This window comes from Paenibacillus dendritiformis (assembly GCF_945605565.1).
In the GTDB taxonomy this organism is placed as follows: Bacteria; Bacillota; Bacilli; order Paenibacillales; family Paenibacillaceae; genus Paenibacillus_B; species Paenibacillus_B dendritiformis_A.
Map to the genome: position 1 here is coordinate 5888598 of NZ_OX216966.1, position 20365 is coordinate 5908962.

Consider the following 20365-nt stretch of genomic DNA (forward strand, 5'->3'; position numbering starts at 1 on the left):
AGCGTTTTAAATCGATTTTTTCTACGGAGAGACGAGATCCACCACATAAAAAATGAAGTGCCAAAAAATCCCTTGGACTTTCTCAACAGCCTGAAAAATACAGGAATTTCAGGGCATAAGAGGTTAAGTTGAGGAAAAACTGATAAAAAGGTGTATTTTTGCATTAATGTAAGAGAAAAGAGTCACTTTAAGGAGAAAATACTGTATTATTGCAGGATTCCCCTAACGGACTGCCGCACTCGCTGCGAGCCTTACAGCCTTACCGGAAAGGCCGTCGTGCCCCGAGCATTATACAACATCCCTTGCCACTTTGATGATCAAGGGAAACGCAATGTTTTTGTACTCCCAGAGCGGAAAAACATCACAATTGTCCATACAAAGGTGGACATAAAGGGATTATTCCTCTTACGAGGTCATTTTCTATATGTAGAGATATCATTACAAAAAAACTACATATAGTTTCATTTCAAATAAGCGCAAACTATCTCCTTCACAGAAATGTGTCTACTATTTGGAAGACATTCTCTCTTTGTTTTCCACTGTAGAAGGACAATTTCATAAGATGAGCAAAAATAGGACATGCCTCTCCTATCGAGCTCCCGCAAGTTTGCAACCCTCCGGCCCGTTCAGGGGAACATCAGACGTTAGCAGAATGAACCGCCCTTCAGGAAAGGCGGTCATATAAAAGTGTTATCCTTCGTTAAACTTGAACTGTTTCATCCGCTAATAATTTGTCTTTGCTCATCTTCACTTGCTCAATCATGTGCCCAATATTGCCTTCACCCGCAAATAAGGTCATGTCAAAAAAGTTTTGATTTAAATCAACAGACCAGTATAATTCATTTTCATCCCCTGAAATCACAACATCACACTTCAATTTGCCCACATAAACTTCAACATAGCAATCATGCACATAGTATGTAAAATCCATGAGATGATGCAAAGTAATATTTTCTTGTGAAATGTTTGTTTCTTCAAGCAGTTCTCTGTATGCAGCTTCCATCCCAGTTTCTCCACGCTCGATTTTGCCGCCCACCAGATTACTTAATCCTTTGTAAGGGTCTTTTAATCGTTTGCACATCAGCAACCGATCCATATCTTTATTATAGATCATAAGAACATTATATCCTTGCATGATCGGGTCTCCTTATTTTACATTTTGGCTCTATCAATATTCGATAATGTTACGATATTCCCCTCCCTGGCGACCACGCTTGCTTGTCCCTGCGCAATCATACATCATCGGGCATCGGCTCAATTGAAACCAGTGTCGGACGCGTAAACCAGCGGCTTTCATAGACAATAAAATAGTTTTTTGTAACTTGGAGAGCCTGGAGATCTTCCTCTTGACCATACACCGTAACCTGCTCTTTCGCCCTATCAACAATTCGGATTGAATCCGGATTGATTTGGATGATTGTCACGACCGCTGCTGTTTTCTCCGTACTGAGCAGCCAGGGGGAGAGGAGGATAAGGCAGCTTGCAATAGTAATGATCCACTTTCTTTTCATACGTATCACTCCTCGCTATTCCGAATAGCAATCGGCTCTACAGCCATTTTACTATAATATTACTAAAAAACCGGAATGCAGAGAAAAACGGTGGTTGTTCAAAATGGCGGATGAGCAGTAGTTTGTACTTCATGAGTGGAAAAACAGCATATTTGTCCATACAAATGTGGACATGAAGGGGTTATTCTCTTAACGAGGTAAAATATCTGTATATAGAGAAGTGATCGCAGGAATACACTATATATAGTATCGTTTCATATAAGCACAATCTATCTCTCTCATAGAAAAGCGTCTACTATTTGGAAGACATTTCCTCGCGATTTTCCACTATGGAAGGACATTGTGCAGCTCAGGGGCATCTTATGGATAAAAAAGGATGACCCCCTGTTCAGAGGTCATCTGCAGGCCGAATGGGCCGAAACCAACTATGCTGAGAAAATATTAGATCAACCCGATCTTGTCGCGGCGGCTGCTCCCGCCGAGCTTGCGCTTCTCGATGAGGCGGTTGAGCGCATCCACGTACGCGCGGGCGCTCGCCTCGAGAATGTCCGTGCTGACGCCGCGGCCCAGCGCGGGCAGGCCGTCCTGGGTCAGGACGACATGAACTTCGCCGAGGGCGTCCTTGCCGTGCGTAACCGATTTGATAGAGTAATCGGTCAGCTCGACGTTTTCCTGCGACGCCTTGTCAATCGCCATATAGATGGCGTCGACGGAGCCGTTGCCGCTCGCTTCCTCTTCCAGCACGTTGCCGTCGATCGTGACGAGGCGAACCTTCGCCGATGGAACGGATTGGTTGCCGTACTCCACATAGACGGTCTCCAGCTTGAACATTTCCGGCGTGTCGCTCAGCTTCTCCTCGATCATGGCGCGAATGTCTTCGTCCGACACTTCTTTCTTCTTGTCCGCGACATCCTTGAACTTGGCGAAGGCGGCATTGACCTGTTCTTCGCTGAGCGTGTAGCCCAGATCGATCAGCTTCTCGCGGAACGCATGGCGGCCCGAATGCTTGCCGAGTACGAGCTTGCTCTCCTTCAGGCCGATCGTCTCCGGAGAAATAATCTCGTACGTCGTCTTCTCCTTCAGCATGCCGTCCTGGTGAATGCCCGATTCATGGGCGAAGGCATTGGCGCCGACAATCGCCTTGTTCCCCGGTACGACCATCCCTGTCAGCTTGCTGACCAGGCGGCTCGTGCGCGCAATCTCGCTCAGGACGAGCGATGTCTTCGCCTGATAGAAATCTTGGCGCGTCTCCAGCGCCAGCGCCACCTCTTCGAGGGCCGTATTGCCCGCGCGCTCGCCGATGCCGTTGATCGTGCCTTCGATCTGATCGGCCCCGTTCAGCACCGCCGCCAGCGCATTCGCCGTCGCCATGCCGAGATCGTCATGGCAATGCGCGCTAAGCTGAATCTTCTCAATGCCCGGAACATTCTCCTTCAACGTCTTGAAGATGTTGCCATACTCATACGGCGTCAAGTAACCGACCGTGTCCGGAATGTTGACGACCGTCGCCCCGGCGCGAATTGCCATCTCGGTCACTTGACAGAGGAAGTCGAGCTCGGTCCGTCCAGCGTCCTCCGGAGAGAACTCCACCTTCGAGAAATATTTCTTCGCATAACGAATCGCCGCTTCGGCCGTCTCCAGCACCTGCTCCTTCTCCATACGCAGCTTATGCTTGCGGTGAATCGGCGAAGAAGCAAGGAACAGATGCAGGCACGGATCCTGCGCGTTCTTCAAGGCTTCGTAAGCGGCGTCGATGTCCTGCGTCCGCGCCCGCGACAGCCCGACGATCGTCGCATTCTTCACTGCGGCGGCGACGGCCCCCACCGCGGCCGAATCACCCGGAGATGCCGCAGGAAACCCCGCTTCGATGCGGTCGACACCGAGGCGCTCCAATTGGTAGGCGATCTCGAGCTTCTCCTTCGTATTCAAGTTCACGCCCGGAGATTGCTCCCCGTCTCTTAACGTCGTGTCAAAAATATAAATTTTACGCATCGCTGCACCTCCGTTAGTCTCTCGCCATATTACTATTCCAGTGTATGCACATAAAAGAACAGCGCCATCCCGCCTTGACGACGGGCGGGCGCTGTGCGATATCGCCTTCCGGCCTTTAAGTCCTCGGCCTGCCGCTTGTCCGGCCCGGCTGGCGCAACTCACATCACTACTTCTTGATCCAGTGCATCATCTCGCGAAGCTGGCCGCCGACCACTTCGATCGGATGGTTCGCTTCGTTGCGGCGGGTCGCGGTCAGGAACGGACGATCCGCTTTGTTCTCCAGGATGAAGTCGCGCGCGAATTTGCCCTGCTGAATATCGGACAATACTTCCTTCATCGCTTTCTTCGTCTCGTCGGTCACGATGCGAGGTCCGGTTACATAGTCGCCGTATTCCGCCGTGTTGCTGATCGAATCACGCATCGTCGCAAGACCTCCTTCATAGATCAGGTCGACGATGAGCTTCATTTCATGCAAGCACTCGAAGTACGCCATTTCCGGGGAATAGCCCGCTTCCACGAGCGTCTCGAAGCCGGCCTTGATCAGCGCGCTGACGCCGCCGCACAATACCGCTTGCTCGCCGAACAGGTCCGTCTCGGTTTCTTCCTTGAAGGAAGTCTCAATCACGCCTGCGCGTGTGCAGCCGATGCCTTTGGCATAGGCCAGGCCGATCGCCTTCGCATTGCCTGTCGCATCCTGCTCGATTGCGATGAGGCCCGGTACGCCGAAGCCTTCGACATACGTGCGGCGAACGAGATGTCCCGGCGACTTCGGAGCCACGAGGAGCACGTCATTCTCTTTTGGCGCGACGATTTGGCCAAAGTGTACGTTGAAGCCGTGGGAGAACATCAAGGCAGCGCCTTTTTTCAGATTCGGCGCGATTTCCGCATGGTATACGGCCGCCTGCGTCTCGTCCGGCATGAGGATTTGAACGACATCCGCGCGGCTTGTCGCCTCGCCGACGCTCAACACTTCGAAGCCGTCGTTGCGCGCTTTGTCGGCCGATTTGCCTTCGCGAAGCCCGATGACGACTTGAAGTCCGCTGTCGCGCAGGTTTTGCGCTTGAGCATGCCCTTGGCTGCCATAGCCGATAACTGCAATTGTCTTGCCCTGCAATACACTTTGATCTGCGTCTTTTTCATAATACATAGTAACTGCCATTAGTATGAGTCCTCCTCTTTCTTCCTATTAATAAAGTGAGATAATAATCAACCCCGAATGAATGAGGGTATTTCAAGGGACAATCGCTCGTTCCGGTTCTGCCTGACTTATCCCCTGAGAGACCCCCTCATTCGGGGAATGCCCGCGGCCGGCGCGACGCCGGCCGGGTCCAGCACAGAGGTACCGGTTACTTCCCGTCCGCCGCCTGCCCGCGAACCATCGCTGTCACGCCGGTGCGGCTGATCTCGCGGATGCCGTAAGGCTTAAGCAGCTCGACCATCGCTTCGATTTTCTGCGACTCGCCCACGACTTGGACGATGATCGTGCCCGGTCCGATATCGACCACCGTCGCGCGGAACGTCTCGACGACGCCGAGTATCTCCGGACGCTCCCGCGGCTCCGCCTTGACCTTGATCAAGGCCAGTTCGCGGGATACCATCGGTTGAGAGCTCAAATCGACGACTTTGATAACATCGATAATCTTATACAACTGCTTCTCTACTTGCTCCAGCGTATGCTCGTCGCCGGTCGTCACGATGACCATGCGGGAGAGGCCTTCTTCCTCCGAGGCTCCTACCGTAATGCTGTCAATGTTGAATCCGCGGCGGCCGAACAAGCCGGACACGCGCTGCAGAACGCCAGGCTGATCGTTGACGATGACGGCGATGGTATGCTTCATCGGTTTCATTCGCAATCCCCCATTATCATTTGGTCAATGGTGCAGCCCTGGGTTACCATCGGGTAGACGTTCTCGTGCTTGCGTACGACGAACTCGACGACGGCCGGCCCAGGCGTGTTCAACGCCTCCGTCCAGGCTTGCTCCGCTTCTTCCTTCGTCGTCGCCCGGAAGCCGCGCACGCCGTAGGCTTCCGCCAGCTTGACGAAATCCGGGCTGCCTGCCAAATCGATATGGCTGTACCGGTGATCGTAAATCAGCTCCTGCCATTGACGCACCATGCCGAGCACCCGGTTATTGATGATGGCCACCTTGACCGGAATGTTGTGGATAGCGCAGATGGCGAGCTCCTGCGCGCACATTTGCATCCCGCCGTCGCCGTTGATGGAGACGACCGTCCGATCCGGGAACGCCATCTGCGCGCCGATCGCGGACGGGAAGCCGAAGCCCATCGTGCCGAGGCCGCCGGATGTAATCCAGGAGCGCGGGTGGTTGAAGCGATAGTACTGGGCCGCCCACATCTGATGCTGGCCGACATCCGTCGTCACGATCGCATTGCCTTGGGTCGTGTCATTGATCATCTGAATGACCCATTGCGGCTTCAGCTCCGAATCGGAGTCGATGAACGCCAGCGGCTTCTCCGCCTTCCATTTCTGCACCTGCTCGCGCCACGCGTCTGCTTTATCGTTGTGAACCGCCGTAGCATTAGCCAATTGAAGCGTCGACTTAATATCGCCCACAATCGGAATGTCTGTCGGCACATTTTTGCCAATCTCGGCCGGGTCGATGTCAATATGCACAATCTTCGCCTTCGGGGCGAATCCGTCCAGCTTCATCGTTACGCGGTCATCGAAGCGGGCGCCGATGTTGATAAGCAGGTCTGCTTGCTGTATAGCCATGTTCGACGTGTACGTTCCATGCATGCCGGGCATGCCCATCCACAATTCGTTCCCGCTCGGGAAGCCGCCGAGTCCGAGCAAGGTCGTCGTCACCGGAATCTTCGTCTTGGTTACGAACTCAAGCAATTCCTCATGCGCGCCGGAATGGATAACGCCGGCTCCGGCCAGAATGACGGGCGACTCCGCTTCCGCGATGGCCTTCAGCATCTTATCCACCTGATACTTGTTCGGCTGGACCGTCGGGTTATATCCGCGGATATTCACTTCTGTCACCGGCTGGAACAAGGTCGTTGCTGCGGACACATCCTTCGGAATATCGATGAGCACCGGCCCCTTGCGGCCCGTATTCGCGATGTGGAACGCTTCATGAATGACCCGCGGCAGGTCCTCCACGTTCCGCACCAGATAGCTGTGCTTCGTAATCGGCATCGTGATGCCGGTAATATCCGCCTCCTGGAAGGCGTCTGTTCCGATAAACGTCGTCGCTACGTTGCCGGTAATGACGACGAGCGGAACCGAATCCATATATGCCGTAGCGATGCCTGTGACCAGGTTCGTTGCACCGGGACCCGATGTCGCGATGCAGACGCCGACCTTGCCGCTTGCCCGCGCATAACCGTCGGCAGCGTGAATGGCGCCTTGCTCATGCCGGGTCAGGACATGATGGAAATCCTCGCGGCCGTGCATCGCGTCGTAGATGTAGAGCACGGCGCCGCCCGGATAGCCGAACACGCACTCCACACCTTCCAACAACAAGCTGCGAAGCAAAATTTCGGAGCCTGTAATCACTTCAGGCTTCATCCATTTTTCTTTTAATTCATCGGTTGAGCGCATTGTCGTTTGATGTGTGCTCATTTTGCCATCCTCCTTACGCATCTTGTCGATTTCCAATCGGGCTTGGTTGTCATGGTGTGTTGTGCCTGGCCAGGCTTGTAATACAACAAAAAAACCTTCCGCCCCCGCAGCTTGCTCGCTGCCTAAGGGACGAAAGGTTGTGCTTCCGTGGTACCACCCATGTTCATTCCACATCTCGCGATGTGAAATCTCTGCAAGTATACGCCGATACAGTTATCCATGACATGTATGGACAGCGCATACTCTGGACGCCTAACGCGCGCCTGACGATTCCCCCTACTGACATATCGGCCATGGCCTGATATCCGTTCAGGAGAACAGCTCCGAGGTGAGCTCGCCTATAAGGGATTATGGCGCCGGTCTCAGCAAGACTTCCATGCGCTCTCTGTTCATAAGGGCCCTTATGCTTCGTCCTCTTCATTGCCGTTGTAAAATATGGTCAATGTCTTTCAAATGTTTAGAAACATTATATTCCTACGATATGCAGGAGTCAAGAGGCGGTACCAAAAAATTTTGTAAACCGGTCATCCGGCAAAAAGGCAGCATAGCTTGGCGAAATGCCCGAAATCGGTAAAAACCGCAGCTTTTTTCCGTACTATAACGTTTTTGAACCGTTGGTTCATTCGTAGTTCCACAAGGGCTCGGAAGGGAGTTGAAATCGGCACGGGAGACGAAGGCAGCACATATAATACATCATTCACGATGCCGCAAAGGGGGAATCGGGCATGAACATCCGGCTTCGGCACCCCGCTTCCGATGACCGCATCATCCGCCGCCTCATTTTGGAAGAATTACTCCCTCATTCCAACCTCGTCTGGGAAGAGAGCCAGTTGCTGAAGGATATTCCGGTTCGGCTTCGGGACGGCGTCACCTTCATCGCCGCGAACCGCAGAAATCAGGCTGTCGGCTTCGCACTTGTCCAAGCCAAGAACGACATCCTGCTGATTGATCTGCTCGCCGTCAGCAGCGCCTCCCAAGGCAAGGGATGCGGCGCCGCGCTCCTGGAACGGGCAGAAAGATATGGGCGCACGCAGCGCTGCCTCCGCTCCCGCGTCTATGTAGATCAAGGCAACGGCGCCGCGCAGCGATTCTACGAGCGGCATGGCTACCGAATAAAGCGGTACATCATGCATATCGCCTGCCATGAGATGGAGAAGCCGCTGGACAGGCGCTGACATCCGCCTAATCCGTCTAAGGACAGCATGAAAGCCTGGGGTCCCCCCAGGCTCTCCGCTCCCATATCCTCATGTGGCCGCTCGTCTTGGATGTGATGGTTGGCCGAATTCGTTTACCAGAAATAACCGTACGGATAGCCCCCAAACCCGTACCCCCCATATCCCCCAAAGGCGTAAGGGGCTGTGCCGATGGCGAGAAGATCGAATAAAACCAATGGAATGATCGCTTTTGTTTTTACTTTCTTCCCCTTCGATTGCTCCAGCACCAGCCGGTTGCCGGATATGCGAATCAGCTTGCCGGACACGACAGAGCCGTTTTTGTGCAGCGCATAGATCCGTTTGCCGACAAGCTTGGATGCCTGTGCTTTCGTAACACCCCGCATGCGAATCCCTCCTTCACGGTTGATTCCATACAAGGTATTCTATCCTGCTCCTTCCCGTCTGTATGATGGCCCTTCTTTCTTCAAATCTGGGTCTCGCAAGCTCTCAAACGTGCGCCAAGCCCGATTCTATTCCTCCTCGTTATAGAAAACTTTATAGTAGTGCATGCCCCGCTCTTCATCGAAGCCCTTCTCCACGTAAGCGAAGCTCTCGCTCTTCAGCTTCAACTCGACGCCCGTATCGGTCCGGATATTGTTTTTATACGTTCGCTTCGCCTTTTTCAAGGCAGCCTGGGAGATCGGAAATTCATTCAGCGGAGGCAGCTCGTTCGCTTCCTCGTAGGTCTCCTTGTACGCCTTGAAGATCGGCACAATCTCCGGCTGCACGATAACCTCCTCGGCAAAGGCCTCCTCCTCGAACTGCTCGTGCTTGGCGAAGTACTCCATCGTATGGTGAATGAACTCCAGCTTCTCTTTCTTCTCCGGCGGTTCCTCCGCCGAGGCGGCGATGACATCCTCATAGAAATGCGTGCACATTTCGATATATTTATCCGTCAAATAATGCTCGTCCTCCAGCAGCCGCACATTCAAAAAATCTTCCTGCCAATAGCGGGCCGCTTCGTTGTTCTTGCCTGCCGAAGTATCGACGATGCCGACGGAATAACCCGCTTCCGCCCGCACGTTGAGAATGAGACAGCCCTTGTCCAGCTTGCGAATGTTCGTTCCTTCCTGGATGCTGACCTGCAGTTCTTCCGGCTTGCGCTCCTGCACCTGCAGAAAGACGTCCTTATGCTCGGATTTCATGATGCCGATGGCGTCGATGCTGAAGTTGTTGTACAAAATGTTGTTCAGATGAACGACATACAGCTCCCCCGGCTTAATCTGCGGATGAGAGGACTGCTCGTACAAATGATGCAGCAAATGAACCGACTGCTCATGAAAGGAATCGGCCTGCTGAAACATGCGGCTCACGTAGGTGTATACCTCATTCAACGGCAGCTCGGCCTCGTGATGGAAGCGGTAGAAGGCGTCGAATTTGAAGCCGGAAATGAAGTACTTCATCAGCGTCGCCTTCACTTCGTCGCTCGGCACATCATACAGCGCGTGAGAGACGCGAACCCCCTCTTCGCGTGCTTTGCTTCCGACCTGATGGACAACCATTTGCTGGATTTCCGCTTTGGATAAATCGATCATAACATTCCCTCTTTTCTCGAAGTCGCATCTCTCTATTGTATCGAAAATGCGCGCCGATGAAAACGGAAACCGAAGGCAGTTCCGCACGGAATGCCGCCGTATCTCCCCTTCTCCCCGCAGACCGGGGATGGGCGGATCTGGTATCGGATACGGGCGTCCGCCCTGGAACTGATTTGGCTTCTCCCCCGCTCTGGAGTACAATAGAAGGATGAGAAGCGGCAGCCGTCCAGGCTGCCCCGCCTTCGTGCGGAAGAGTTGTTGCATGGAAAGGACGATTGATTGTGAAGAAAGATACGGATGTTCATCAATCCGGGCTTGCCCCCAAGCTATGCCGCGAATCCCGCGTGTTCAAGACGAGCCGCGTATTTCCGAACGATGTCAATAACCACGATTCCCTGTTCGGCGGCAAACTGATGAGCGCCATCGACGAATTGGCCTCCATCTCGGCCGTACGGCATTGCCGGTACAACGTGATCACCGCTTCGACCGATTCGGTTGATTTCCTGCGTCCGATACTGCAGTCCGATTCCGTCTGTCTGGAATCGTATGTAACCTGGACGGGACGGACGAGTATGGAAGTATTCGTCAAGGTCGTCTCGGAGAATCTGTTCTCCGGCGAGCGCGCTATCGCAGCGACGTCCTTCCTGACGTTCGTGGCGGTGGATGAACATGGCCGGCCGATGGTCGTGCCGCCCGTCATCCCCGATTCCGAGGAAGAGAAGCTGCTTCACGAATCGGCGCAGGAGCGGGCAGAGCTGCGGAAGAAGAGACGGGCGGGAAGCAAGCAGCTCGCCAGCCAGCTGTCGACCCGCAAATATTGGGAGTAGAATCCATTGCAAAAAGCCCGGGTTGCTCGCAACCGGGGCTTGTCTTATAACGAACGCCGCACTGCCGTTGACGGCGATGCGGCGCTCTATATGAATCCAGCTTACGCGTTTACTTTTTCTTTGGCTACCGCTGCAAGAGAGCTGAATGCATTGGCATCGTTGACTGCCATGTCAGCCAGCATTTTGCGGTTGATGTCCACGCCTGCCAGCTTCAAGCCGTGCATCATTTTGCTGTAGGACAGTCCGTTCATGCGAGCTGCCGCGTTGATGCGGGCGATCCACAGCTTGCGGAAGTCACGCTTCCGTTGACGGCGATCGCGGTATGCATACAGCAACGATTTCATAACTTGCTCGTTCGCTGTTTTGAAGATGCGGTGTTTGGAACCGAAGTATCCTTTTGCCAGTTTCAATACTTTCTTATGACGACGACGTGTCGTAAATCCGCCTTTTACTCGTGCCATTTCGTATTAACCTCCCGATTCGATGTCTCCGAATTGCTTATTTCAAGTTTTTCAATTGCTGCTTCATGCGGTTAACGTCGCCTGCTGCCATCACTGGGCTCGTTGCCAGGTTGCGCTTTTGGCGTTGCGATTTATGGGAAAGCAAATGGTTGCGGTACGCTTTGTAGCGACGCACTTTACCAGTACCCGTAATTTTGAAGCGGCCCTTCAAGCTGCTATGCGTTTTCATCTTAGGCATAATCAATTATCCTCCTCAAGTTCGGTGTTCATCCATCCCGCCGCCTTCTCCAGCGCGGCAGGTCGCTTAGGTGCTCTTCGGCGCCAAAATCATAATCATGCTGCGGCCTTCCAGCTTCGGAACGCGTTCTACGATGCACAGTTCATTCGCTTCGACGAGAACACGGTCAAGAACCTTCTTGCCGATATCCGCATGGGCAATCTCGCGTCCGCGGAAGCGGACCGAGCATTTGACCTTATCGCCTTCACGCAGGAACTTCAAGACGTTGCGCAGCTTCGTCTGGAAATCATGCTCGTCAATGTTCGCGCGGAACCAGACTTCCTTGATATCGACCGTCTTCTGATTCTTGCGCGCTTCTTTCTCTTTCTTCTGCTGCTCGTAGCGGAACTTGCCGTAGTCCATAATCCGGCATACGGGCGGCTTCGCCTGCGGAGCCACATTCACCAGGTCCAAGTTCGCGTCATAAGCCATCTGCAGCGCTTCGCGGAACGGCTTGATGCCGATCTGCTCGCCTTCCGGGCCGACCAGTCGAACTTCCTTCGCACGAATCTCCTCGTTAACCAAATGATCTTTGCTAATGGTGTGCCACCTCCATAATCGAATTCCCACTTCACTCTTGCAAACTTCTATTGTATGCAAAAAGGGATGCGGACTCAAGAGCCCACATCCCTCACATAGACTAATTATCATCATGTGAAACACCGCCAACGCGGCAAATCGTCAGAACCAGCCAACCTACGTTGGACAGGTGAGAAGCGGGCGCTCCTGCTTAATACAAATCATATGCAATTTGAACACTCAATTACTATATCACTCTTGCGGATTCATTGTCAAGACATTTTTTCCGCTCCGGGATAACCCCGAATCAGGACACCTGCTTGCCCTGCATTTCCTCCAGGCGCACGACTCGCGTATGCTCGGTATGGCTCCATACTTTGTTGTTCTGCGTGAAGAACGCATAGAACGTAATCGGCCACCAGGACAGCAGATAGATCGGGAACGTAATGAGCGACGCGTAGATGCGCCACGACTTGACGCCCTCCAGCATGAGCGCCAGCACGAACACGCTGCATGTCAGAACCATCGACACGACCGGCACCCATGACGGCAAATATTGAAAGAACGTAGCCACGTTCGGCCCGTTGAAAATCGCCGCGTCCACCCACAAGAAGGCGGTCATAAGAAACGTCAGCAGCACGGTGTAAACCGTAATCGTATAGAGCGCCATATCGAACTTCGCCATATTGCGCTCCTTGATGCTCTTCCACAGCAGCGGGAAGAAATAGCGGCGCGCCACCGTAAAGTGGCCCTGCATCCAGCGGAGACGCTGTCGTGCCGACGCCTTGAAAGTCAACGGCTTCTCGTCGTATACGCGCGCATTGTAATTCAGCACCGGATTGATGCCGTTCATGACGCAGCGCGCCGTGAATTCCAGATCCTCGACCAGGCTCGTCGCGCCCCAGCCCATATCCTTCAGCAGCTGGCTCTCGAAGCACATGCCGGTTCCGCCGAGGAAGTTCGCCAGCTTCAGATTTTTGCGGGACAGCTGCCACAGCCGGTTGCAGTACCAGTAAGTGACCCCGTAAGCGGCCGTAATCCACGAGTCATGCGGGTTCTTCGTATCGATATACCCCTGGATAACGCGCGCGCCGGAGCACAGATCATTGTTCATTTCACGCAGGAAATCCATGCTGACCAGATTGTCCGCGTCGAGCATGACGATCGCATCGTATTGGCGCGGCATCTCCCACAGATTCTTCAGCATCCACTCAATGGCATAGCCTTTGCCGCGCTGATGGGGATTGTGGCGCTCGCATGCCGTCACGCCATGCTCTCTTACGATGTCCGCCGTGTTGTCGGTACAGTTATCGCAAATGACAAAGATGTCATACATTTCCTTCGGATAGTCGAGCTGCTTCAAGTTCTCGACAAGCGCTCCAATTACCGCTTCCTCGTTATGTGCGGCCACAATGACGGCGAACGATTTCTGCGGGTCGTAGGCTTTTCGTTTCTTTTCACGGTAAATGCCGAACAGCGACAAGGTGAATTGATACACACCGAGCGCGGCCAACAACACCTGCAAGCCGATAAATAAATTATCCACCATGTTGGTGTCCCCCTTTTAACCCCTGATGATATTTCACTTTTTTTGTAAGCATGCCTTTTCTTTGTTTTTCATGGCATGGCTTTGTCATGTTTACCCCGGCAGAAAACGGTCGATCCCGATTTTCTAACGTTTCCATCCGTTTGTCAAAAACCTAATATTGGCTTTCACACGTTAATTACTTCATTTTCATGCAAGAATGATCGTGAAGTGGCAGGCGTTCGGGCTCTGACGGGGTATTTTCTTTATTTTCGTCCAAATGCTAAGAAATTATGGCTTTGGACCCCCATTTCGTCAAAAAAAGTTAAGGAACCCGAGCATAAAGGCATTCCGCCTTGCCTTGGACCGCATGGGCATACGTCTACATCATATTATAACGTAACAGCCCGCGCAAAGGTTGCTGTCCAAAATCAACCTGCCGAGGCTGACTTGCAGCTATCACCATGTTACCCGGAGCGTCCGAAAGTGAAACATCCATCAGGTGCCCCCGCTGCAATCAGGAGAAACGTCCTAGTGACAGGAAGAGGGAACCGGAAGATGGGACATCATTCGTCAAGCTTCGCCGCCGATCTGCACGCGTCTTCCCACAATATTTATTGAAATCATGCGCAAATATAAATATGATTAAGTATGCTTCTCGGTTCCAATGGAAGGGGTACATGAAAAATTCACAAATTCCTTATCTTCTGTTAATGTAAAGTTGTTACGATCGCATCAAAATCTATCGCATAACGGAGGGGTAACATGTTGACCCGTGTTATCGCGTGGCTTGGATACCGTGAACGGCAGTTGTTTCTATGGATTAATCAGCGTCTTCATCATCACTGGATGAACATGGTACTCTATACAATGACTCATCTCGGAGGAGCGACATTCACGATCGCATTCTCGCTTATCCTCGGCCTGTTCGCGCCTGACCCTTGGAGCCGGATTGGCTGGCAGTGTCTGGTTGCGCTGGCTGTAAGCCATATTCCTGTTTTTCTTATCAAAAAATGGTACCCGCGGGTTCGCCCCCATCTGGCGCTGCCCGATATACGAACATTCCGCAAGCCGCTCATCGACCATTCGTTCCCGTCGGGACATACGACGGCCATCTTTTCGATCGTTATGCCGATTATGATGGCTTTTCCGATTCTGACCTGGGCACTGCTTCCCGTCGCCTTCATCGTGGCGATGTCCCGGATGTATCTTGGCCTTCATTATCCTTCCGATTGCTTGGCAGGGGCCTTGATCGGAACCGGGGCGGCCGTAGGCACGGTCTCCTTCTGGACATAATGGAGCGGCAGGTCGTCAACCAAGCAGTAACACTAATTAGGATAGAAGGGTGACCAACATGCAGGAACCTGTCACATGGACAGTACCGGCAGGCTTCGCTTTTGCGAACGATAACGAAGGCAAGAAGCGGGTTCTCGTCCTGTCGGAACGCTTCGGGGCCGGACACACCCAGGCCGCGCACGCGCTGGCCGTCAGCCTCCGGAAGCTGTCTCCGCATGTGCAGACGCGCGTGATTGAGCTGGGCAGCTTTTTGAATCCGCGGACGGCGCCGCTCATTATCGAGGCCTATCGCAAGACTGTCTCCGTGCAGCCAAGACTGGTCGGCTTCATGTACAGGACCCAGTATCACAAATCGTTGAACCGGCTGACCACGATGGCGCTGCACCGCGTCTTTTATACGCAGGCGATGACGGTCATGCGCCAGCTGAGGCCAGACATGATCGTATGCACGCATCCGATTCCGAATGCCGTCATCTCGCGGCTGCGCCGGTTGGGCCTGAATGTGCCGCTCTGCACGGTCATTACCGATTATGACGCGCATGCGACCTGGGTCAGCCCCGGGGTAAGCCGCTATCTCGTATCGACGCCCGAAGTGCAGGCGAAGCTGGAAGCCCATGGCGTGCCGTCCCATCGCATCATGGTCACCGGCATCCCCGTCCATCCGAAGTTCTGGGAGACGCATGACCGCAATACGAAGGCGGCCATCCGCCGGCGCTTCGGACTGAAGGAGATCCCGACCGTCCTCGTCATGGGCGGAGGATGGGGACTGATTGACCCGAGCCGCTCCAGCGAGCTGCTGACCCGTTGGCGCAATGACATCCAGTTATTGTTCTGCATCGGCGACAATGAGAAGCTTCGCCAGCGCCTGCTGGACAACCCGAGATTCCGTCATGAGAACATCCATCTCATCGGCTATACGCAAGAAATCGATCAGCTGATGGACGTATCCGATCTGCTCATCACGAAGCCGGGCGGAATGACCTGCACCGAAGCGATGGCGAAGGGCATTCCGATGCTGTTCTACGAACCGCTGCCGGGCCAGGAAGAAGAGAACTTGCATTATTTTACGGAAAAAGGGTACGGCGAGCCGATCGAGAGCGCCCATACGATAACGAACTGGATGAATAAGCTGGCCTATCACTATGAGGAGGTCGCTTCGCGCCGGCGCGAATTCGAGCTGAACGCCTCGCGCTATCATCCGAAGGCGTGTGCCGACGCCATTTTGAGCATGCTGTACGAGAAGCCGCCAACCGGCAGCTCCTCAGCCTGACTTATCATTTCTTCATGAAACGCCTTTCCCCGCCCGGTCCTGGTCTCGCGTCCAGGACCGGGCTTTGTGCTGCGGGCGGACATGACAAAGCCGCCGGCTTCCGGGCATCGCCCAAGCCGGCGGCTAACCTGGCGCATTATGGCTGCGGGACGGGCTGTCCTCCATTGCCGTACGGCAGCGAAGCCCGGTACTGCTCGTAAGCCTCGCGCCCCGCCAGAACTTCCACGCGATGAATGTTCATGCCTCTGCTCGAGAACTTCTCCTCGTATTCTGTCATCACATGCTCCGGATGAGGGCCGTCCCGGTGCAGATCGAGCGAGATGTTCCGCATCTGAAGACCGACCTCGGCGTAGGAATTCAAGGAATATTCGAACAGCGTCACCGAGTCTGTCTTCTGGTGGATCTCTCCGCGTTCATTCAGAACGTGCTTATATTTCTCGATAAAACGGGGATGAGTCAAGCGCCGGCGCGCATGGCGCTTCTTCGGCCACGGATCGCTGAAATTCAGAAAAATACGCTCGATCTCGCCCTCCGCAAAAATCGATTCCAAATATTCAATGTTCGCCCGCACGAGCCTTAAGTTCGCCTCGTTGTCCACGCCCAGCTCGCCGCGGATCGTCTCGGCCTTCTCGCAGGCGCGCGCGATTAATTCATCGTACATATCGATGCCGATGAAGTTCACATCCGGGTACCGCCGGCTCATCGTGCTGATGAACTGGCCTTTGCCCATGCCCAGCTCCACATGGATCGGGCGGCCGTTGCCGAAGATATCATGCCAGCGGCCTCGTGCCGATTGAGGGTCCAGGATCGCAATCTTCGATTGCTGCAGCAGCTCCGGAGCCCCTTTTTTGCCTCGTAAACGCATCTGTTTTCCTCCAACCTCAGTATGCTCTAATCCTCTATTCTGCATGACCGGCACGCAATTGTAAAGAGCCGCCTGCCATCACCCGGCGTTGCGCTTCCCAGGCGCGTCAGCCAAGCGTCGGCTGCCTCAAACGTTAACACTAAATTAACAGCGGCCTTTCTATAATGAGGGTAGCGGTAACTATCCCGCCCATACCTATCCTCCACTGTGAAAGGGGATCATCGTAAATGAAGAAACGAAAGCGTTTCCATTTAATGCTGTCCGTCCTGCTTGCCCTCCTGCTTGCTATCGCAGGCTGCAGCTCTTCCAGCAGCCCTCCGCCAGTTGCCGAACCTGCTCCGGCCGCTGTCGAGCCGGAGACCTCCGTTCCCGACGAAGAGACTGGCGGGGAACCGGTTACGATCAAAATTTTGTACCCTTGGGGAGAAGGCGCCTTCGAGGAACGGTACCGCGGCATTGAATCGCTGCTGCCGAACGTGAAGCTGGAGCTGGTCGATTCCCGGGCGGAATTGGAGCCGCTGCAGGAGCTGAACGCGCAGCAGATCGTTCCGGACATCATCTTCGCCAACTGGGGGCTCGATCCGCTCTACGAGCTCGATATGATCGAGCCGCTGGACGATCTGATCGCCAAGCATCAATTCGATATCCATACGCTGGATGACTCGCTTATCGCTTCGATTCGGGCCATGGACAAGGACGGCCAGGGCCGCATGATGGGCATTCCGATTCAATACAGCCCTTACGGCATCTGGTACAACAAAGAAGTCTTCGATAAATTCGGGCTCGAATATCCGACAGAGCAGATGACCTGGGACGAAGTCATCGAGATGGCGAAGCAGATGACCGCCGAGCGGGACGGGATTCAATATCGCGGTCTCGAAATGGGGCCCGGCATAGCCTCGGGCGAGGTGACGGTGCCGCTGCAGCAGCTGGCGGTCAATCTGACCGATCCCGATACCGGCGAGGTGCTGATCGCCAAGGAACCGGCCGTAGCGAAGTACCTGGAACTGATGAAGCGCATTTACAGCATTCCGGGCATCGTGAACCCGGATCCGGAAGCGCGCAAAGATTATGAATTTCCGAAAAAGAACGTCGCCATGATCGTATCCTGGATCGAGTATCTTCGTTGGGGCGTCGGCGATCCGGACGTCGCCGCCAACATGGAAGCTGCCCCGCTGCCGGTATGGCCGGATGCCCCGGACGCCGCCCCGCCTGCGGGCAGCAACCTGCTCGTCATCAACAAATACAGCCCGCATAAGGATGAAGCGTTCCGGGTGCTGATGGCGTATTTGTCGCCTGAGCATCAGACGGAGCTGGCCAAGATCGGCGATGCCCCGCCGTTGTTCAACAATCCCGACGTCGTCCGCCATTTCGGCGAGAGCGTGGAAATCTTCAACGGCAAAAACGTCTCCGCGTTCTATGTGCGCAAGCCTGCCCTGCCGCCGGCTAAAATCAGCCCCTGGGACAAATATGTCAATATCGGCGGCAGCATGCTCAAATTTTCGCAATCGAATATGGATATCGCCGAGTTCCTGCGGGTATTGAAGGAGGAATCGGAGATTAAGATCAAAGAAGCGAAGAGCCAGAGCAGTTAATCGGCCTGTAGCCTGCACCCTGCCCGGAGGCAGGAAAGACATATCACATCGCATGCAGAAAGGAGACCCCGATGAAGTACGAAGTATACAGCGCCAACGAATGGCTGTACCCCGATAGCGAAATAGCACATCCGTATGCGCACAGCGTCTCGCTGGCGAGCGCCCGCGGCTCGTATGCGAGCTGCCAGATTCTGTTCAACGGCGTGCCTGCGAACGCCTCCATCGCCTGGACATTTCAGCCGCGCGGCGAGCGGCGCCTTCCCGGCTCCGTGGAGGTCTATCAGCTGTTGGATGTACAGGTGAACGAGAATACGGATGTGGATGTCTCGACGATCCCGGCAGGCAGTCCCGCCCCGCCCTATGTAACGCGGCAGGCGCCGTTCCGCGTCTATGACGCGCTCCGCCCGGTGAAGGACCGCTATACGGCCCGGGCCGCTACCGAGGCGGCGTATCTATGCTGGCCCATCCCTGTCTCGGCAGACCCAGGCTTATATGAAGGAGAGCTGACGTTCGAGATCGGCGGCGAGCGCGGTGTCATCCCGGTCCGGATCGAGGTGTTCCCCGCCGCGGTTCCCGCACGAGGACGGCTGGCCGTCACGAACTGGTACTCCGTGCGCAATATTGCGGACCGCCACGGGCTTGAGATGTGGTCGGAGCCCTATTGGGAGATGCTGTACCGCTACGGAGCCGCCATGCGCCGCGGCAGACAGACCCACTTCATGGTCGGCGCTCCGTTCATCGAGATTCATCCGCAAGGCGGAGGCCGCTATTCCTTCGATTTCTCCAAGGCGGAACGGCTGATCACGATGTTCCTGGAGCTCGGCTTCACCCATATCGAAGGCGGTCATATCGCCGGCCGCACCCATTGGGAGGACCCCCGCTTCATGCTGAATGCCGATCGGAAGATTCCCGCGACATCGCCGGAGGGGTACGCTTTTCTGTCGCAATTTGTGCCGGCATGGCGCGACTGGCTGCGAAGCAAGGGCTGGCTGGACCGGCTCGTGCAGCATATCGCCGACGAACCGATTGCCCCATCGGCCGACGATTACCGCATCCTGTCCGGCATCGTCAGGAAATGGATGCCTGGCGTGCCGCTCATCGACGCGGTCATTCATACCGGCGTCGGGGGCGCGGTCGATATCTGGGTTCCGACGAACAAGGACTACGAGCTGAACCGGGATGCATACGAAGCGTACCGCCAATCCGGAGACGCGCTCTGGTTCTATACCTGCTGGAATCCCGGCGGCGAGTACTTGAACCGGTTCCTCGATTTTCCGCTGCTGAAAACGCGGTATCTTCATTGGGGCAATTACTTGTACGGGCTGGACGGGTATTTGCATTGGGGCTTCAATTATTTTTTCCCGGATCAGGATCCGATGGAGCTGACCAATCCGCTGCTCGCCCCTGATGTTCACGACCGCCGGGTGCCGGCCGGAGATACACATATCGTCTATCCGGGAGACGGCGGACCTATGCTCAGCATGCGGCTGGAAGCGATGCGGGCCGGCGTGGAGGATTATGAGCTGCTCTCGATCCTCTCCGAGCACGACCGGCCGCTGGCGGACAGCATCCTGGCCTCCTGCATGGGCAGCTTCCGCCAGGTCAATACGGACCCGGCCCATTTCGAAGCGGCCCACCGCAGGCTGCTCGAAGCTGCCTCAGCTTATTGCCGTTCCACCTGATGTCATTCCCCGGCGGTGGCGGGGAGCCTCGCGGACTCTCCTTCCCCGCGCATGCGATGCACCCCGGGCGGCCATGACAGGCATACAGCCGCCCGGGGTGTCTTCGCTTGTCTGGCCGCCTCTCTCCCGCTTCGCCCGCGCGGTGCCGTATCTTCGCTTTTCGAGCGAGATCTGCTACAATAAAACCACGGCCGCCTGCCGCCCGCC

At 54.8% G+C, this 20365-nt stretch carries 19 protein-coding genes; 6 read left to right on the forward strand and 13 right to left on the reverse strand.

The annotated features are described in order from the left end of the window. Nucleotides 1-700: 700 nt before the first annotated feature. The 6 genes from NNL35_RS26445 to ilvB all read right to left on the reverse strand — a co-directional run bounded on the left by NNL35_RS26445 (nt 701) and on the right by ilvB (nt 7092). On the reverse strand, nt 701-1135 hold the full coding sequence (locus NNL35_RS26445; RefSeq protein WP_006677972.1) for an NUDIX hydrolase: 435 nt from the start codon (nt 1133-1135) through the stop codon (nt 701-703). A 97-nt stretch (nt 1136-1232) separates the two neighbouring features. Further along, the gene (locus NNL35_RS26450) at nt 1233-1511 is read right to left on the reverse strand and encodes a hypothetical protein (protein WP_006677973.1); all 279 of its coding nucleotides are present in this window, start codon (nt 1509-1511) and stop codon (nt 1233-1235) included. Nucleotides 1512-1952: 441 nt separating this feature from the next. Next, complete coding sequence (locus tag NNL35_RS26455) at nt 1953-3503, reverse strand: 2-isopropylmalate synthase (protein WP_006677974.1); 1551 nt, start codon at nt 3501-3503, stop codon at nt 1953-1955. Between the two features lie 166 nt (nt 3504-3669). Next, nucleotides 3670-4662, reverse strand: coding sequence for a ketol-acid reductoisomerase (ilvC, locus tag NNL35_RS26460; RefSeq protein WP_006677975.1), 993 nt, complete (start codon nt 4660-4662; stop codon nt 3670-3672). 187 nt (nt 4663-4849) lie between these two features. Next, entirely contained in the window at nt 4850-5350 is a 501-nt protein-coding gene (gene ilvN, locus NNL35_RS26465; RefSeq protein ID WP_006677976.1) for an acetolactate synthase small subunit, read from the reverse strand. After that, the gene (gene ilvB, locus NNL35_RS26470; RefSeq protein WP_006677977.1) at nt 5347-7092 is read right to left on the reverse strand and encodes a biosynthetic-type acetolactate synthase large subunit; all 1746 of its coding nucleotides are present in this window, start codon (nt 7090-7092) and stop codon (nt 5347-5349) included. The genes ilvN and ilvB overlap by 4 nt, the downstream gene beginning before the upstream one ends. A gap of 725 nt (nt 7093-7817) precedes the next feature. Between ilvB and NNL35_RS26475 the strand changes: the two genes are divergently transcribed. Next, on the forward strand, nt 7818-8267 hold the full coding sequence (locus NNL35_RS26475; RefSeq protein WP_254553876.1) for a GNAT family N-acetyltransferase: 450 nt from the start codon (nt 7818-7820) through the stop codon (nt 8265-8267). Nucleotides 8268-8380: 113 nt separating this feature from the next. Here the strand turns inward: NNL35_RS26475 and NNL35_RS26480 are convergent, their stop codons facing one another. Both NNL35_RS26480 and NNL35_RS26485 read right to left on the reverse strand, forming a co-directional pair. Next, nucleotides 8381-8650: a hypothetical protein gene (locus NNL35_RS26480; protein WP_006677979.1), complete on the reverse strand. Its 270-nt coding sequence runs from the start codon at nt 8648-8650 to the stop codon at nt 8381-8383. Between the two features lie 126 nt (nt 8651-8776). Continuing rightward, nucleotides 8777-9841 carry a nucleoid-associated protein gene (locus NNL35_RS26485; RefSeq protein WP_133379527.1) on the reverse strand — a complete coding sequence of 355 codons (1065 nt, stop codon included), beginning with the start codon at nt 9839-9841 and terminating at the stop codon, nt 8777-8779. Nucleotides 9842-10119: 278 nt separating this feature from the next. On the opposite strand from NNL35_RS26485, the gene NNL35_RS26490 reads away from it, so the two are divergent. After that, nucleotides 10120-10668 (forward strand): acyl-CoA thioesterase, encoded by a 549-nt coding sequence (locus NNL35_RS26490; RefSeq protein WP_040732153.1) that lies wholly within the window; start codon nt 10120-10122, stop codon nt 10666-10668. A 101-nt stretch (nt 10669-10769) separates the two neighbouring features. On the opposite strand, the gene rplT is transcribed toward NNL35_RS26490, so the two are convergent. From rplT to NNL35_RS26510, 4 genes are all read right to left on the reverse strand, one after another. Further along, entirely contained in the window at nt 10770-11129 is a 360-nt protein-coding gene (gene rplT / locus NNL35_RS26495) for a 50S ribosomal protein L20 (RefSeq protein WP_006284825.1), read from the reverse strand. 37 nt (nt 11130-11166) lie between these two features. Beyond that, on the reverse strand, nt 11167-11367 hold the full coding sequence (gene rpmI, locus NNL35_RS26500; RefSeq protein WP_006677982.1) for a 50S ribosomal protein L35: 201 nt from the start codon (nt 11365-11367) through the stop codon (nt 11167-11169). 66 nt (nt 11368-11433) lie between these two features. Next, complete coding sequence (gene infC, locus NNL35_RS26505; protein WP_006677983.1) at nt 11434-11931, reverse strand: translation initiation factor IF-3; 498 nt, start codon at nt 11929-11931, stop codon at nt 11434-11436. 301 nt (nt 11932-12232) lie between these two features. Further along, nucleotides 12233-13474: a glycosyltransferase family 2 protein gene (locus NNL35_RS26510; RefSeq protein ID WP_006677984.1), complete on the reverse strand. Its 1242-nt coding sequence runs from the start codon at nt 13472-13474 to the stop codon at nt 12233-12235. A 744-nt stretch (nt 13475-14218) separates the two neighbouring features. Between NNL35_RS26510 and NNL35_RS26515 the strand changes: the two genes are divergently transcribed. Both NNL35_RS26515 and NNL35_RS26520 read left to right on the forward strand, forming a co-directional pair. Then, nucleotides 14219-14746 carry a phosphatase PAP2 family protein gene (locus tag NNL35_RS26515; protein ID WP_040732156.1) on the forward strand — a complete coding sequence of 176 codons (528 nt, stop codon included), beginning with the start codon at nt 14219-14221 and terminating at the stop codon, nt 14744-14746. 58 nt (nt 14747-14804) lie between these two features. Further along, nucleotides 14805-16016, forward strand: coding sequence for an MGDG synthase family glycosyltransferase (locus tag NNL35_RS26520; RefSeq protein ID WP_254553877.1), 1212 nt, complete (start codon nt 14805-14807; stop codon nt 16014-16016). A gap of 136 nt (nt 16017-16152) precedes the next feature. On the opposite strand, the gene trmB is transcribed toward NNL35_RS26520, so the two are convergent. Next, complete coding sequence (gene trmB / locus NNL35_RS26525) at nt 16153-16881, reverse strand: tRNA (guanosine(46)-N7)-methyltransferase TrmB (RefSeq protein ID WP_254553878.1); 729 nt, start codon at nt 16879-16881, stop codon at nt 16153-16155. 227 nt (nt 16882-17108) lie between these two features. Between trmB and NNL35_RS26530 the strand changes: the two genes are divergently transcribed. Both NNL35_RS26530 and NNL35_RS26535 read left to right on the forward strand, forming a co-directional pair. Beyond that, nucleotides 17109-18476 carry an ABC transporter substrate-binding protein gene (locus NNL35_RS26530; protein ID WP_254553879.1) on the forward strand — a complete coding sequence of 456 codons (1368 nt, stop codon included), beginning with the start codon at nt 17109-17111 and terminating at the stop codon, nt 18474-18476. Nucleotides 18477-18547: 71 nt separating this feature from the next. Continuing rightward, nucleotides 18548-20158, forward strand: a complete 1611-nt coding sequence (locus NNL35_RS26535) for a DUF4091 domain-containing protein (protein WP_254553880.1) — start codon at nt 18548-18550, stop codon at nt 20156-20158. Nucleotides 20159-20365: the final 207 nt, after the last annotated feature.